Annotated in this window: 16 protein-coding genes; 3 read left to right on the forward strand and 13 right to left on the reverse strand. The window is 36.7% G+C overall.

What is annotated here, in order from left to right; translation table 11 throughout:
* Window positions 1-43: 43 nt before the first annotated feature.
* From PGH12_RS09725 to rplK, 13 genes are all read right to left on the reverse strand, one after another.
* Complete coding sequence (locus PGH12_RS09725; protein ID WP_267599515.1) at window positions 44-2,269, reverse strand: phage tail-like protein; 2,226 nt, start codon at window positions 2,267-2,269, stop codon at window positions 44-46.
* Window positions 2,270-2,341: 72 nt separating this feature from the next.
* Window positions 2,342-3,436: a hypothetical protein gene (locus PGH12_RS09730; protein WP_267599514.1), complete on the reverse strand. Its 1,095-nt coding sequence runs from the start codon at window positions 3,434-3,436 to the stop codon at window positions 2,342-2,344.
* Between the two features lie 257 nt (window positions 3,437-3,693).
* Window positions 3,694-4,284: a phage tail-like protein gene (locus PGH12_RS09735; RefSeq protein ID WP_267599512.1), complete on the reverse strand. Its 591-nt coding sequence runs from the start codon at window positions 4,282-4,284 to the stop codon at window positions 3,694-3,696.
* Between the two features lie 12 nt (window positions 4,285-4,296).
* Window positions 4,297-6,813, reverse strand: coding sequence for a beta strand repeat-containing protein (locus PGH12_RS09740; RefSeq protein WP_267599511.1), 2,517 nt, complete (start codon window positions 6,811-6,813; stop codon window positions 4,297-4,299).
* Window positions 6,814-6,880: 67 nt separating this feature from the next.
* Window positions 6,881-7,507, reverse strand: coding sequence for a hypothetical protein (locus PGH12_RS09745; protein WP_267599510.1), 627 nt, complete (start codon window positions 7,505-7,507; stop codon window positions 6,881-6,883).
* A 291-nt stretch (window positions 7,508-7,798) separates the two neighbouring features.
* Window positions 7,799-8,365 carry a phage tail-like protein gene (locus PGH12_RS09750; RefSeq protein WP_267599509.1) on the reverse strand — a complete coding sequence of 189 codons (567 nt, stop codon included), beginning with the start codon at window positions 8,363-8,365 and terminating at the stop codon, window positions 7,799-7,801.
* Between the two features lie 17 nt (window positions 8,366-8,382).
* Window positions 8,383-10,971, reverse strand: a complete 2,589-nt coding sequence (locus PGH12_RS09755; RefSeq protein WP_267599508.1) for a choice-of-anchor L domain-containing protein — start codon at window positions 10,969-10,971, stop codon at window positions 8,383-8,385.
* Window positions 10,972-11,034: 63 nt separating this feature from the next.
* Complete coding sequence (locus PGH12_RS09760) at window positions 11,035-11,700, reverse strand: hypothetical protein (protein ID WP_267599507.1); 666 nt, start codon at window positions 11,698-11,700, stop codon at window positions 11,035-11,037.
* A 295-nt stretch (window positions 11,701-11,995) separates the two neighbouring features.
* Entirely contained in the window at window positions 11,996-12,430 is a 435-nt protein-coding gene (locus PGH12_RS09765; RefSeq protein WP_267599506.1) for a hypothetical protein, read from the reverse strand.
* A gap of 283 nt (window positions 12,431-12,713) precedes the next feature.
* Window positions 12,714-13,082: a 50S ribosomal protein L7/L12 gene (gene rplL / locus PGH12_RS09770; RefSeq protein WP_267599505.1), complete on the reverse strand. Its 369-nt coding sequence runs from the start codon at window positions 13,080-13,082 to the stop codon at window positions 12,714-12,716.
* Window positions 13,083-13,127: 45 nt separating this feature from the next.
* A complete protein-coding gene (gene rplJ, locus PGH12_RS09775; RefSeq protein ID WP_267599504.1) occupies window positions 13,128-13,721 on the reverse strand; it encodes a 50S ribosomal protein L10 in 594 nt (197 codons plus the stop codon).
* A gap of 17 nt (window positions 13,722-13,738) precedes the next feature.
* The gene (gene rplA / locus PGH12_RS09780) at window positions 13,739-14,431 is read right to left on the reverse strand and encodes a 50S ribosomal protein L1 (protein ID WP_129535973.1); all 693 of its coding nucleotides are present in this window, start codon (window positions 14,429-14,431) and stop codon (window positions 13,739-13,741) included.
* Between the two features lie 11 nt (window positions 14,432-14,442).
* The gene (gene rplK / locus PGH12_RS09785) at window positions 14,443-14,886 is read right to left on the reverse strand and encodes a 50S ribosomal protein L11 (RefSeq protein WP_047444876.1); all 444 of its coding nucleotides are present in this window, start codon (window positions 14,884-14,886) and stop codon (window positions 14,443-14,445) included.
* A 270-nt stretch (window positions 14,887-15,156) separates the two neighbouring features.
* On the opposite strand from rplK, the gene PGH12_RS09790 reads away from it, so the two are divergent.
* From PGH12_RS09790 to PGH12_RS09800, 3 genes are all read left to right on the forward strand, one after another.
* On the forward strand, window positions 15,157-15,537 hold the full coding sequence (locus tag PGH12_RS09790) for a hypothetical protein (protein ID WP_324290988.1): 381 nt from the start codon (window positions 15,157-15,159) through the stop codon (window positions 15,535-15,537).
* 108 nt (window positions 15,538-15,645) lie between these two features.
* The gene (locus tag PGH12_RS09795) at window positions 15,646-16,092 is read left to right on the forward strand and encodes a thioredoxin family protein (protein ID WP_267599502.1); all 447 of its coding nucleotides are present in this window, start codon (window positions 15,646-15,648) and stop codon (window positions 16,090-16,092) included.
* A gap of 7 nt (window positions 16,093-16,099) precedes the next feature.
* On the forward strand, window positions 16,100-17,026 hold the full coding sequence (locus PGH12_RS09800; protein ID WP_267599779.1) for an FAD:protein FMN transferase: 927 nt from the start codon (window positions 16,100-16,102) through the stop codon (window positions 17,024-17,026).
* Window positions 17,027-17,067: the final 41 nt, after the last annotated feature.

Here is a 17,067-nt window from a genome sequence, read left to right on the forward strand (position 1 = left end):
TAATTATAATGATAGATTCTGATAGAAATAAGTTTCTTGTCACTTAAGGACATGTCGCCTTTGTAAAGCAACTCCATGTTGTTCCGTCAAAAAGTTTCAAACATTTTTCAATCGTATCATATACCATCATTCCTTCCTGAGGCGAAACGATTGCAGAAATTTCAGCTGTTGTCATTCTAGTAATCACAAACCCTTTAGAATTAGACTCAAGAACTGTATGCGCTGATTTTCTAACCATTGGCCAGTTTCCATTTGTATTACCAGCTCTTTGAAGAAGTGTAATTCCGTGTTTTGAATCTTCTCCGGCAACCGTGGTATTGGGGTCGATGTAACAAACTCCGGAAGCAATAGGAATAGTGATAGAACAACTACTTGCTGTACGTGGAGAACTTACAGTAATCGTTCTGTTCCCTGCAACTCCACTGCCGTCATATATAAAAGGTACATCTATAAAAGTAGCACCTTGCGGTACAAATACACTATATGGAGAAGGTGAAGTAGAAATACCTGTCGCGCCGGAAAGCGTAATCTCTGCAAGACCGTTTACAGCTCCGGTTACAGGTACTCTCAAGATACCATTTTGTGTGGCACCACTTGCTAATAACTGTGCCCCAACCAGTCCTGCGGCTGAATCTAAACAGTTAAAAGTAAAAACGGCAGGTACATTTGTCACTGTGGCACAAGAACCTAAATCACCAAAATTTCGGCGATTACCCGCGCTCGTGGCTCCTAAAACAGTTCCCACAGATGAAGAAACACCTGTCATTGCATTTAATTTCCATATATCTGTACCATTTACATTTGTTCTGCTGTAATAGAAAAAATCTCCCAGATACGCCAGACCGTTACCGTTTGTGGTACGCAGATTCGGAACCGTTCCTGATAACTGTGTTACAACGGTAGCTACAGCTGTTGCAGGATTAATTCTGTAAAGCCAGATACTGGTATCAGAAACTGAGGTTATCACATATAAATTCCCTGCATTGTCTACGGCAATATCATTAAGCGTGATACCATTCGTCCAGTTAGCATCTCCCGTTACATTTCCCAACGAAGTTGCCGCACCAGAACCCTGCCATACTGTTAATGCTTTATTACTGATCCCATAAACATAACCGGTGGCGGGATCTGTCCCAAGACCAATAGGGTTTCCCCAGGTAGTTGTTGTAGATTGCTCTTGATAAGTTGTTGTTGCAGAAGTTGCCACACCAAGCCAGATTCTGCCAAACGCATTATTAGGAGAGGAAATAAATTGATTTTGTGTAAGGTTTGAAGGTACAGGGCCATAAGCCATATTTCCATGAGTCGTAGGAGTACCGCTAGCAACCTGAACAGTTTGATTTGCAAGTGTAGTTCCTGCAAGATTACCTGTAGAATTTAGATTAATTTTATATGTAAAACCCTGCTCAGAATTAATACCAAATAATTCATTACAAGTAGGTGCAGTAGTAGGAGTAAATACTTGGCATGATGCAAGATCTAGATCATCAGCACTCGTAAATGGTCCAATTAACGTATTTAAAGTATATGATGTTTTTACTGTACTTACGCCTGTATTTGGGTTGATTTCGTAAACTCTCGCATTAAAAGAACTCACAAAAAATATATTCGTCACGAAACCTTCAACTGCATAAATATTACCACTGTAAAATGCCAATCCCTGAAAACTGGTTGGCAAACTACCACTCAACTGTACAACCTGTGAAGCCACAAGTGTAGTTAAATCAATTCTATAGATGTATCTGGAAGCACCCGAAATTACTACGACATTCATTCTTCCATTCGAATCGAAAAAAGAATCACTCGATACCGTTCCCGCCGTCCATATTGCATCTCCTGTTACCACACCAAGATCGGCTGCAGGGGCCGGACTTGCTTTCACTATCCTCTTATCACTAGAAATTCCGTACACGAAACCTAATGTAGCTCCCGCATTCGGATTTGCTGTGAGACCACCTAAAGAAATAGGAATAGTAGTTCCTATAGAAGCATTAGCCTTATACACAGGAGAATTAACCGGCGTATTGGAAGAAGTAAAAACGGTCTGCGCAGTGTTTGCCGGATCTGCTCCTACAGCCAAATTGCTTCGTGCTGCAGTTGCAAGCGTTGTCGTGGCCGTCGGCAAAGTTCCGGTGAGTGTAGAAATATTATAGACATTCCCATTTTGGGCATTTATAATGTACAACGCATTGCAAGCCTGTGCTTTTATTAATAATGAAGAGAACAACGCGATAATGTATAGCGATCTTATAAGATATTTTTTTTCCATTTTGTTTAAATGAGTTTTAGATTTAAGGTCGAACTTAAATCTGATGTTAAAAGTTTAGAAAAGCTTTTACAATCAGCAAAAGCTCTGTAAACTTAAACCCGGAGGAGGTCTCACCGAAAAAACTACAGAAAAACAATAATCTAAAGATTTGTTATTGTAATGGGTAAAATTATGAGTGTATAAATGACTTAAAGTCTTTTTGACAAGATTTAAGTTTTCGAAAAAACATGTTTTTGAAAAATCTTTACGATCAGTACGATAATTTATATAATCGGAATTTCGCTTTAGCGTAGACGAAAAATGACCCGAAGGAAGCGACTCTTTAAAATGATTCTCAAAATCTTCTTTCTTTATCTTCGGATTATCTCCTTTTTGTTTATCCGGTATATGCGAAATAACGCTTCTGAAAGCTGTTCTATTCCCTACCTGGACTTTGTTATTGCTGAGTTTTCCATTAAAAATAGCTGAAGAAGTGATGATTAAAATTTCATCATCGGAATCATCAGACTTTGAATACATTGCGCTACTAAAAGTAATTGCATGGTCGTCGATTTGCTGATCGAAATCCTGATTTGCCGAAAATATTTTAGCAACACTTGTAAGGGAAATTAATTGTGCCTGGTTTGCTCTTTTTGAAGTCTTATATAATTTTTCTTTGTCAGAAACGTATATTAAACCAAAATCCTTCTCATTCCCTACCTGATATCCTTCTTCAAAAAAATCACTCGCAAAATCCTGATTCAATGTTTTCTTGAATATAACTTTTCCAGATTTAATTTGTTTGTTAAAGTCATTATCTTCAGAGTAAATTGTAGCTTCATTTAACGAAATCACATTAGACGCATCCGTTCTATGATAAAGATTAGTATTTAATCTTTCAGATACAGAAAGCTTGTTACAAATTTTCTCATTCCCTACCTGCTTATTTTCGACTAAAAAATTCTTAACGTCAGCGTGTTTTGAGCTCTTTTTAAAAGCAATTTTTTTACTTTTAATTTGTTGGTTAAAATTCTTATCGCTTGAATAAATTGTAGCACCATTGGAGACAAAAATTGACGCCAATTGGTCTTTATCAGCTTCATATTTTTTCTGCGCCGAGAAAAAATTACATTGAAGCAGAAAAAACACTAACATACAAGTAAATGCAAAACCCTCTGATCTCCTCATAGAATCGGGAATTTTACAATATTTGAATGTTAAATAATTAAGTAATCTCAATGTTGCCAATTATGTGTTAAAATTAGTAAAATATTCGAGATAAATAAATAAAATGACAAAAACTGCAAAATATTAATGAACGAAAAATTTAAAATGGAATATAATTGGTTTATAACATTGTTTTCTATGTGCCGGTTTAAAATACTTATTAATCAAAAAAAATAACCACTTCGACATGAAGTGGTTATTATAATATTTAAAAAATTTTAAGGTCTCCAAAAAGACCATTCTCTTCCATTGTATACCGCCAATTGCTGGGGCGTAGTCCCCGTAACATAAACAATCATGCCGGGACTAGGATTTACAATATCAGCATACGAATTTACCCGGGGCAAAACCATCGCTTTATTTGTATCTGCCAGAACCAATATTCCGTTTGTCGCGTTTGAAGCAGCATTGGCAGCATTGGCAGAAATCACTGTTTTTGCCGTCCCCACCTCAGCATTTGCATCAGCTACACCAACCGTTGATACAGGAAGAAAGGCACCTGCAGAAAGATCAACCCACTGACTGACAGCTGTAGCATCTGCCGTAGCTGAACGTCCAAATTTCACCTTTTTAGCCAGAGAATCAAAAAACAAAGTTCCTGTTATTGGTGCAGTAGTCGCTGTTGCGACAGCATTTTCGCTTGTTGCCCATGGCAGTACGATGCCACGAACGCCTCCTGTTGCATCACCAAATTCGATAGAAACTGATGCGCTGGCAGGAGCTGAAGTCGCTGACGATTTCCCAACAGTTATCTGACTGAAAACATTGCCTGAGATAATCAAACTTAAGGCTATAATATAGTTTTTCATTTTACTTTAAATTTATTGATTAAAATTATCACAAGTCTGAGTACTGAAACATCTCCAAGCGTTTGTACTGTCATAAATTTTAAGACAATTTACGGTTGTATCATAAACCATCATCCCAACTACAGGAGCGGTTATAGCATTCACCTGCGTTGTCGTAAGTCTATTAATAACCAGTCCTTTCGTTTTTGCATCTAAAGCAGTGTACGCACCCGTAATCTTCATAGGCCAGTTACCATTGCTCACTCCCGCTCTTGAAAGCGCCGTGATACCGTGATTTGTTGCCAAAGTAGTACCCGTTGTTGTTGCAGTACGGAAACATCTGTCGCATTCTGCATCTCTTGCAGCGGAGTTCTGAGATGTTCCTACTGATTGACCAACATCTGCCGTTCCATCCGTATTATCTGCCAAACCTGCTACAGCACCTGTATTGTTTACCGAATTATTCACCAATAATGGGACGCCATTTGCAGCAGCGACTGTACTTATAACCTGTGATGGGGTTCCTGTCGTTACGCCATTTGCTAAAACTCTTATCTGCCCTCTCAACGATGTTGTAGCAAAGTTCAGTGGATAAACCTGATTATATCTTACCGTTTCCGAACCTTCCAATGCATCAGCACAACCGTCATTATCGGAATCGGGATCCACGTAATTGAGTACAGTATCATTATCGGTATCTACAGTACAGTTCTGTCTATAAACTCCAAAAATAAAACCATGCGGATCATTTCCTCCGGTGATACTCATGATAAATGTAGCAACCTCTTTAGGAATAAAAAAGAAAGTATACCCCTGTGCAGGACTAGCATTCGGTAAGCTGGTTGAAAAAACAGTACCGGTCTGTCCTGGAGTTGGCGTAACACCTTCAAACAACGAGAATCTACCCGAATTAAAAACATCCACATTTTCTATCACTGTCAGGGGAACTGAAAACGTAGAGCTTATTGTGGCACCCTCATTCCCTAAACCTGCAATTCCGATTATATATTGGTAGTCATTATTTGCGGTACTTATTGACTTTGCACTTGCACCAAAATTAAAATTTAAAACTCTTGGAACTCCAGGCGTAGTTCCTCCCGCAATAACATCTAAATAAGTCGTGGAGAAAGTTGCGGTTGCAGAGCCATTGACTGTTAACGAAGCGGTGGCATTAGGAGGGGTAAAAGTTCCCCACCCATTTCCTCCAGACGTTTTTGTAATTCTAACACCGCCTTCGGGAAGTGTTGCTCCAGGCGGAACCAAAGGAAAAACTACCGTATTTGCTGTACTTAAAGTTGTTGCCAATGCGGGTGTTACTGTTGCCATTGTGACGGTTCCGGCACAACCTTCAGCTGTATCTAAAATACCATCATTATCATCATCAAGATCTATACTGTCTGCCAATGCATCACCATCTGTATCTAATTCCACAAAGACTGTTTCGGTACATGTTGTAGTACTTAAACTTACAGTGAGAGCACGTGTACCGACCGCACCACCTCCCGTATAAGTCATATCGACATCAACGTATGTTGTTGTACTCGTCACATTTACACTTTGATTTGCAGTAGTAAAGTTAGTTCCGCTTACAGAGATATTATATGTTCCCGGAATATAAACTGCTGTAATGGGAATCCTAAGTGTTCTAGTTGCTGTAACACCAGGAACAAACGGACTTCCGTTGATAAACGCCGAACCACCACAGACAAACTGAAACGGTAGATAATAATCAACAGACGCTAAATCCTTACTTCCTGTGAAATTTACTGAATTATCAAAAACTCTGTCGACAACAGAAACACCCGTAACTAAATCCACAGTGTAAAGCTGCTGTGGGTTTGTGTTATCCACAACGTACATTTTACCATTAAGGTAAGCTGCACCTAAACCATTAGCAATGGTAGCAACAGGACCAGAAACCTGGGCAACTAATGACGCCGTTGCCGTTGTAGCATTTACCAACGTAATTCTGTATAGATATCTGTTAGTATTTGCTGAATTTACTACAATTGTATAAATATTATTCTGATAATCAAATATGGCATCATTAACAAAGATAGTTGTTGTCGCCAAATTCCAAATCGTATCGCCTGTTGCACCGGTAACAGTGATAGGTGTTGCACTTGGCGTAGGATAAACCCTGTATAAGTTCTTTGTATTACTACCAAAGCCAAACACCTGACCGAAATATGTTCCTGGCACATTATTAGTACCAAACCCTCCCATATCTACCGGAAGGTTTGTCCCAGCTACAGCAGTTCCGTTTTTATTAATTGCAGCTGCAGCTGTTGTATTTGAACTGATATAAACTAAGGTATTAGGCGCAGTCGGAGCGTCATAACCTATTGCAAGGTTTGTAACGGCTGTCCCTAAATTAGTATTCAATGGTGCAGGAGTATTAATCACTGTAGGTGTAACGCCTGTAGTGATATCATAGATCCTTCCTGTTGTTGCAGAGGAAATATAAATTCTCCCTGCTTGCTGGGAAAACAAAGTTGTATTAAACAGCATCACAAAAAATGCTGCTAGTAAAAATATATTCTTATTCACTTTTTTATTTTTAATATTTTATAAAAGATTCAACTTGATTTATAAATAACCATCAAGTCATTTACTATTAAATATTAAAAATGGGCGGCGGTCTCACAGAAAAGATCTCAGAAAAACAAAAATCTAGAGATTTATTATTGTAGAATTCAAATTGTTGAGTATGTAGATAATCTAGTGCACGCTTTATACAATAATTTTTTGGTGCAGCGGATATTTTTGAAAAAACCTGCACATTTTGGCTTGGTGCAATATAATTTTTCGAAGCTGAATGAGACGAGAAAAACTGCGATGGTGAAGGAGTACCTTCATAATCTTCTAAACCATTGGATTTGCTTTGAGTCTCATATTGATCAATTTCCTTTTTAATCTGCTTGATCTCATCTTTACTTTTCTTTTCTTCCGCGGCTTTGGCCTGAATTGCAAGATCTTGATCATTACTATGATTCGGGAAAGAAGCAGACAGAATTTTCTCATTTTTGAGATTAGCCTTAATAGTAACCGCTGCATTCTTCAGGATTACTTTTTTTTCAGCAATCTGATTATTGAAAAATTCATCTGAGGAGTAAATCTGAGCTCCTTTTTCTAAAACAATAGATCCAGTTTGCTTTTTATCCTGACTTTTAGAGAAATTGAACAGTAATAAACTTACCAGAAGTATAAAACGGAATGCATGAGAACTCTTAATAGGACTCATTTTTTTCACATCAATAAAGCGATAAGGTAGATTTTCTGTCAATCAAAAATTCTTTAGCGCGAAAATACACATTATTTTCATCAATAACACAATACAATTAATTAATATTAAAACGTAAACTTTACATGTTATAAATTTAGTAATAATAAATACTTTATATTCAATATATTGAATAGTCACTTTTATATTAAAATCATAGATTTTAAGGATTAAATCTTTTCAGTTTCGAACTATCTTACCAATAAAAAAACCACTTCTCTTCGAAGTGGTTTTTAAAAATATAGTTAAAATTTAATTATCTGCTCTCCAGTAAGACCAAACCGTTCCGTTGTAGACACAAAACAATTTTTTCGTCTGGTCGTAAACGATCATTCCGGCAGCAGGACTTCTGATAGCCGTATCAGGATTTGTAACCAGTGGCGGAATCATCGCCTTATTTGTATCTGCCAAAACAAGAATTCCCGGAGTATTATCGCTGAACACACCTCCAATCTGAGATTTTGCGGTCGATTGTTCTACTGCAGGACTCGCCTGAATAGGTGCTGCAATAACGATATTACCTCCCGTTGCAGGCGCTTCATTAGTATGTACAGTAAGATCTACCCAGCTCCCATTGTTTCTAGAGAGCTTCACCTTTCTGTCGGCTCGGTCAAAAATTAGCGCTCCACCTCTCAAATTGGCACCAGGATTCATAGTAACATTTGACGCAGCCGTAACCCATGGTAATATCAAACCTTTAGGTCCTGTCCCGAATTCTAACGAAACCCCTGTTTGAGTAGTTGTTTTTCCTATTGCCACCTGCGCTGAAAAAAGCGTTGCGCAGGCGATACTCAATATAACTGAATATATTAATTTCATTTGTTCAATTTTTAATATTAATTTTCTTCAGGACAAGACTGCGTATTAAAACACTTCCATCCCGCTCTTGTACCATCAACATTCACCTTCATACAGTTATTGGTAGTATCATAGAATGTCATTCCCACTATAGGAACAGCTATAACAGGAGCAGTAAGTGCTACATTTACAGGCTCACCAGCGACCAATGCAGCTGTAGTAACAGTTGCAGCCGGCATTCTGTTCATTACAAATGCTTTAGTATTAGCTTCCAACGCCGTCCAACCATTATTTCTCAACATAGGCCAGTTAGAATTGTCTGCGCCAGCTCTGTTAAATGCTGTCACACCATGCTGTGTCGCATTATTTGTACCTAAAGTTGTAGTAGCGCTTCTGTAACATTTACAATCATTCAATGCATTATTAGCAGAATTCCCAACTGCCTGACCAACTCCTGCAACTGGGGAAGTACCCGTATTATCTGCAACACCGGCTGAAGCTGCGCCAGCGACAAGAACAATACTTGCATTGCTGTTGTTTGCACCATTGTTTACAAGCTGAGGAACACCATTTGCCGCTGTAGCAGTACTTATAATCTGAGAAGGAGTACCTGCCACAGAACCGTTGAACCTTACACTGATCTGTCCAGGATTCGTTGTGGCAGTCAAAGGATTTACCATCTGATAAGTAACATTTTCTGAACCTTCAATTGCGTCTGGACATCCGTCATTATCAGAATCTATGTCAAGGTAATTGGGAACGCCATCTCCGTCAGTATCGGTAGAGAAGCAGTAAGAAACACTGTCAATATGAGCATTATCGTTAATCGCCATTTGAAGTCTATAGGTACCTGCCGGTAAAACAATATTATTCAAACTACTCTGTGTCCAGATGTAGGGAGAGTTTGAATTATAACTGATGACATTCCCCGACCATGTCTGATTAGTCCCTGAAGTCTTAACAATCTCAATTTTAGATTGAAATGCTATCGCCGTCCCGATAGTTTCTCTAGGAGCAAAGTACACAGAAGCATTTAATACTGTGGGTGTGGTAAACGTAAAATCTCTGTAAAAATTTGCACCAGCACCATTAATATCCAAATACTGCGAACCAGCCTGAGCACTCGCAGGACCAGAACTATATGTAGTATTATTAACGCGAATAATATTGAAAGGACTTGCCTGCGGTGTAGAAAGATTATTGACAGACCAACCATTATAAACCGTGACACCTGTTTGTATGTTGTTACCGTTTATATTTGTCTGCAACGGATTAGTCTCAAATCCCTCGAAACCTGTTGTTGCACATAATCCTTCAGCAGCATCCAAAATACCATCATTATCATCATCTAAATCTATAAAACTATCTACCCCGTCATTGTCAGGGTCATTTGCCAATACCGTTACTGTTGCTATTGCAGTTTTGCAATTGTCAAGAAAAGTCAAATCACAAATTTGGTAATTAACGGTATAAATTCCCGGAGCAGTTCCTGGCGCGACACTAATCAAGCCTGATGCAGTATTTAAGTTAATACCACTGTTTGATGTAGAAATCTGAGACAGCGTAACATCTGAAAGCGAAGCATTAACAACACCATTTACGAGATCATTTACCAGAACAGAGGTTGTAGAATTAGAGCCCGAAGCAATAGTATAAGCATCATTAGTGGCCGCCAAAGTTGCTGTCCCATAAATTGTATTGATAAACAAACCTGAATCATACTGAGTATCTCCCGCATCAGCAATAACAATTTTAAATGTGTAAGCTGTATTTGGCAATAAACCACCTAATGTATAGGTCAGCAATCTGGTAATACCATTAAACTGTACCCCTATAGGTCGTACAGGCACGGGAGGACCGTTATAATTAGCCGCATTATATTCAGTTAATTTTACATTTGGTGATACACCTGTCGTTGTTACAGGATGTCCATTATTAATGTATAATGAGGCTTGCGAAGGATCAAATACAACAACAGGTGTTGGCGATGCGCTTCCTGGAATTCCAAAATTCACATTATTGATTGAGGTTGTATTACCGTTCGGAAGTCTTCCGATATTCTGCGTAGTTGCTAGATTACCGCCAGAAACAAAGAACCCAAACGCGTCATTAAATTGTGAACCCACAAAATTCGGATATTCTTCCGATCCAAATTGATATTTTATATTAAGAGTTGTCGCTTTAGGACCTGTGGTAATTGTAAAAGAGTAAGAAAGTGTATTATTAACTGCATTAGGTACCAACTGTATTAAATCCGGATCACTGGCAACACCGCCAGCAATTTGATTTGCAGGATCTCCGTCTCTTCTAACAACACTATTCAGCGTTAAAAGTTCACTATTTAGACCTGTTCCAAAAAAGACACCACTGTTCATTCCTAAGTTAGCTGCGGTTCCACCGGAAAAAGTAGCAATCTGCTGAAGTCTGTTGCCGTAATTTAAAGTGGGATTGGTAATTGTAACATTGCTACCAACCAATGCATTATTTATTTCAGCATTTTGTGGTCCGGTAGCACTGGCTGAATTCCATGTTACAGAAGCCGTCGCAGATGTTTGGGCATAGTAAGAATTATGAAAAAAGGACAGCACAATTGCCGTCAATATATTATATAAAGATTTAAGTTTCATCGAATAGAGTATTAGAATACTCTGCAATAATGCAGGTATTTGAATTAATAAAATTTTATATTATCAAACTAATACTGGTGGCGGTCGAACGGAATAGACCTGAGAATAACAATAATCTAATGATTTATTGTTATAAAATGTAAATCTTTGAGTATGTAAATGATCTAACGCCCGTTTTACCGAATAATCCTGAACCTGAAGATGAATTTTCGAAAAATCATTCGCATTAGAAGTAGGAGTAATATAACTTTTCGACGTGGCGTACGAAGAGCTGAACTGTGACGAAGAAGGTACTTCTTTATAATCGTTGAATTCTTCCGTTCTGGTTTTAGCAGCATACTGATCGATCTGATCTTTGATCTGTCTTATTGCATCCTTCCGTTTCTTATCCTCAGCATTCTTAACTTCTTGTGCAAGATTTTGTCTTCCATCAGAATTTTTGGATGTAGCGATTAAAACCGTTTTATTCTGAGCATTTGTTTCTGAATGGTGATCAGCGTTCTGTAAAACAACCTTCTTGTCAGCAATCTGCTGATTAAACTGCTCATCGGAAGAGTAAAGTGTAGCGCCTTTTCCGACAACGATGGAAATAGGTTCATCTTTTTCCTGAGCTTTAGAAAAATTGAAGAAAAATAAAATAATCAGAAATACGAAACGAAAAAAATGACAACTTTTAACAAAGCTGAATTTTTTCGAATCCGTAAACTTAAAAGGTAGATTATCCTTCAATCAAAATTATTTTCGCGCAAAAATACGCATTAATTTCATTTGAAAAGCATTACAATTAGTTAATTTTAAGACATTTACGATTTATGATATTACTTATTCAATAATAAATTAATTTGTTTACTATTTATAAAATATTTTTTACCTAAAATGATAGGGAAATACTAAAATAATAAACGATTAATAAGATTAATGTAAATTGTTAATATTTGTAATTAACCACTTTTAATTAACGAGTGGAAGGCCGACTTTGAAAAAAAAACTACATTAGAGAATGATCGACACTAACAACAATTGATTATTGAATAACCTTTTTTGAAATGATTGTTGTATCCGTCAACTTCTTTTCTAGCTCTTTTGAATTAAACACTTCGCTATTGTCCCTCATCTTTTTTAAATTCCTTTTAACATTCTTGTCTGGGAGCACATTTTTTAGAGAGGTAACTTCGAGTGTTTTACCGGTACTGTTTCCGGACTTAACTTCAGCATTTTTTAAAACAATTTTTTGAGACGCGACCTGATTATTAAAAGCATCATCAGCGGAAAACAATCTGGCACCATCAACCAGAACTACAGTTGCGGGTTCATTCTTTTTTTGAACTTCTGAATTCTGACCATGCAGAAAAGAAAATTGGAAAAAGAATAAAATAATGATGATATGAAAAATCTTTAGTTTTAATGAAAAATTTACAAATCTGTCATTAATAGCAAACGGAAAGAGAATTGTCTTCAATTATAATAATTTATATAACAAAATTAGTTAAAAACATGATGAGGCTCATATTATATTTTTGTTAATCGTATGATATATCTCACATTTGGATTATGCTTCTCGGCTAAATATATAATCTACAATGCCTGAAGTTCTAAATACAACCAACTTCATTCTCCAAAACGGAATGACAATCATCATTTTTTGAAAGCAATCTAGACTTTAATAGTTACATTTTAAACTAACCTAAATAAAAAAGCCTGAGCAAATTGCTCAGGCTTCTATTTCTAATAAGTGAAATGAATTATTTCAATTCTACTTCAGCACCAGCTTCTTCTAATTGCTTCTTAAGAGCTTCAGCTTCGTCTTTAGAGATACCAGTTTTGATTGCAGCAGGAGCTCCATCTACGATATCTTTAGCTTCTTTAAGACCAGCACCAGTTAAATCTTTTACCAATTTAACGATAGCTAATTTAGAAGCACCAGCAGCTTTAAGAATTACATCGAATTCTGTTTTTTCTTCAGCAGCTTCACCTGCACCACCTGCAGCCATAACTACAGCAGCAGCAGCTGGCTCGATTCCGTACTCATCCTTAAGGATAGTAGCTAATTCATTTACGTCTTTTACTGTTAAGTTTACTAGCGTTTCAGCTAAATTTTTTAAATCTGACATTGTTGTAATGTTTTTGTTGATTATTTATTTAATTTTTTGAGAGTCTTATTCAGCAGCTGGCGTTTCGTCAGTGCTTTCTGCAGCAGGAGCTTCTGGAGCCGCTTCAGCAGGAGTTTCTTCTACCGCAGGTGCAGCTTCTTCAGCTGTAGCTTCTGTAGTTTCAGATTTGTTTTGAAGAGCAGAAACAACTCTTTGAATTGGAGACTGAAGCAATCCGATGATTTCACCGATCATTTCTTCTCTAGACTTAATGCTTACTAATGCATCAAGGTTGTTGTCACCAACATAGAAAGTTTCTTGTACAAAAGCAGATTTTAGAGCCGGCTTTTCTTCTTTTTTTCTGAAGTCTTTGATTAATTTTGCTGGAGCGTTAGCCGTTTCAGCAATCATTAATGCAGAGTTTCCTTTGAATGTCTGGAACATTTCAGAGAAATCTACTCCTTCAGTCTGTTCCATTGCTTTTTGCAAAAGTGTATTTTTCACCACTTTCACTTTAATATTTTGCTTGAAAGCCTGTCTTCTGAAATCAGAAGATTTAGCAGCGTTCAAACCGTCTAGATCTGCTACATAAACTACTTTAGCATCCTGAAGCAAATCTTTGATCTCTTGTATTGCTACAACTTTTTGGTCTTTTGTCATTGTCTTAAGGATTATAATTAGTTAACAGATTTACTATCAATTGCAATACCCGGGCTCATTGTAGAAGACAAATAGATGCTCTTCACATAAGTTCCTTTAGCAGCAGTTGGTTTCATTTTGATCAAAGTAGAGATTAATTCCTGAGCATTTTCCTTGATTTTAGCAGCATCGAAAGATACTTTACCAATACCAGCGTGGATAATACCGTATTTATCAACTTTGAAGTCAATTTTACCAGCTTTTACTTCAGTTACTGCTTTACCAATTTCCATAGTTACAGTACCTGATTTTGGGTTAGGCATCAACCCTCTTGGTCCTAATACTCTACCCAATGGTCCTAATTTACCCATAACAGCTGGCATAGTAACGATAACGTCAACATCCGTCCAACCATCTTTTATTTTTTGTAAATATTCGTCAAGACCCACATAGTCTGCACCAGCAGCTTTTGCTTCAGCTTCTTTATCTGGAGTTACTAAAGCCAAAACTTTAACATCTTTACCAGTACCATGAGGAAGAGATACTACACCTCTTACCATTTGGTTAGCTTTTCTAGGGTCTACACCTAATCTTACAGCGATATCTACAGAAGCATCAAACTTTGCAGTGTTCACCTCTTTTACAAGAGCAGAACCTTCTTCAAGGTTATAGATTCTTCCTTTTTCTACTTTGCTTAAAGCTTCCTTTTGCTTTTTAGTCAATTTTGCCATTTCTCTTAGTTTTAAGCGTTAGTTGGTTTAGTTCCTGTTACTCTTAATCCCATAGATCTAGCAGTACCTGCAACCATAGAAAGAGCTGAGTCCAAAGTAAAACAGTTAAGATCTGTCATTTTATCTTCAGCGATTTTTTGAACTTGCGCCCAAGATACAGCACCTACTTTGTTTCTGTTTGGTTCACCGGATCCTCCTTTGATTTTAGCTGCATCCATTAACTGAATTGCTGCAGGTGGAGTTTTAATAACGAATTCAAAAGATTTGTCTTCGTACACTGTAATTACTACAGGTAAAACTTGACCTGGCTTATCCTGAGTTCTTCCGTTAAATTGTTTACAAAACTCCATGATGTTCACACCTGCAGAACCTAATGCCGGACCTACTGGTGGAGATGGGTTTGCTGCTCCTCCTTTTACTTGGAGCTTAACCATTTTAAAGACTTTTTTAGCCATTGTTTGTTTTTTAAAAATTGAATAATTAATGAGTTTGGAAGCATTTATTATTCAGCAGGTTACCGCACTCACATAAAGTAAACCTACTTTTCGGACTGCAAAATTATGAAATATTTTTTAATTAGCAAACACTTAACTCATTAAATTCCAGAAATAACCAAATTTATTTTAAATCGAAAACAATGAAATCAATATTAATTCTAAAGTTTCAGATCAATATTTGTAATCGTTCTTAACAAAAGAATTAATAATTTTGATAGAGTGAAAAAGATGATTTCGATATTGCTGCTATGCTTTTATTTGGTTTCTACAACCGAAGCATATCAGTTTTTGAAAATCCCCGATTTGATTGAGCATTACGTTGAACACAAAGCTTTGAATCATAAAATGTCTTTCGTCACATTTCTCAAAACTCACTATGACCATCCTGCTAAAAATGGAGATTATAATAAAGATAAGAAGCTGCCCTTCGTCATTCACTCGCCACTTCTTACAATATTTTTCACGATCGAAAAGGGATATTGTTTCGAAATAAAAAACGAAAGTTTTCGACTGCGTACATCCCACAAAATACCTTCACATGATGAGAACTTTTGTTTCAAAGGTTTTATAAATTCTGTTTGGGAACCACCAAAAGGCAATCAAATATAACATCACATTCTCACGTTTGATCATTTCTGATCATACAACAAAATCGTTAAGTAAAGTTGATTTTCACCTTTATTAATATTCTTATTTATCAATCAATTTTCAAAAAAAATGAAAACAGTAATTTCAGCTTTGCTACTTGCTCTACTTTCTATAGGCATGCAGGCTCAAAACCGTCTTGAAAATGCTAAGAAAAAAGCCTCAGAAAGCCATGCACTTATAATGCTTAATTTTTCGGGTTCAGATTGGTGCATTCCGTGTATAAAACTTCACAAAAACATTATAGAAACAGAAGATTTCAAAAAAATGGAAACTGAAAAAGTGATTATCTATATCAACGCAGATTTTCCAAGAAATAAAAAAAATCAGCTTCCTTTAGATTTGAAAAAAGAAAACGCTTTGCTTGCTGATCAATATAATTCAAAAGGTATTTTTCCTTACACCATTGTTTTAGATTCGGGAGGGAAAGTATTGAAAAGTTGGGAAGGTCTTCCCTCCGAAAACGCTTTGACTTTTAGTAAAGAAATCAGAGAAATCAGAGAAAATCAAAAAAAGTAATATAATGATGTACCAAGAGTTCAAAAGATCTCAAAAATTAATGGGAAATGCTTTTGAAATTACGGTGGTATCTCATGACGAGAAAAAAGCGAGATATCATATAGATTCTGCGATAAATGAAATCCGTAGAATTGAAAACTTACTGACCACTTTCAGTGAAAAAAGCCAAACCCATCTTATCAACGAGAAGGCGGGAATACAGCCTACAAAGGTTGACAACGAAGTTTTTGAGCTTATCGAAAGAAGTTTGAGAATCAGTAGAATTACAAATGGTTATTTTGATATTTCGTATGGCGGAATCGACAAAAGCTTTTGGAACTTCAATAGAGAAATGAAATCTCTACCAGATCCGAAATCAGTTCTTGATCATTTAAAACTTGTCAATTATCAAAATATTCTGCTCGATAGGGAAAATCAAACTGTATTTCTAAAAGAAAAAGGAATGAGAATAGGTTTCGGAGGGATTGGAAAAGGATATGCGGCAGAAATGGCAAAAAGACTTCTTCAAAAAAGTGGTGTTCCTGCTGGTATTGTAAACGCCTCCGGGGATTTAACGACTTGGGGAAATCAAGCTGATGGAAAACCATGGACTGTAGGAATTGTCGATCCGAACAACAAAAACCAACCATTTTCATATATGAATATTACCGATACGGCAATCGCTACATCTGGAAATTATGAAAAATATGTAGTGATCGATGGCCAAAAACATTCTCATACCATAAATCCAAAAACAGGGATGCCTGTTACGGGTATAAAAAGCGTTACCGTTTTTTGTCCGAATGCAGAAATCGCTGATGCAATGGCAACACCCATTAGTATCATGGGAATAAATTCTGCCCTTCTTATGGTGAATCAAATTAATCATCTTGAATGCATCATTATCGATGAACAAGACAACATTTATTCTTCACAAAATATTAGTTTAAAGTAATTCTGTACTTCAATTAAATTTTAAAAACAAACATAATGAAA

The organism is Chryseobacterium sp. CY350 (assembly GCF_027945075.1).
GTDB lineage: Bacteria > Bacteroidota > Bacteroidia > Flavobacteriales > Weeksellaceae > Chryseobacterium.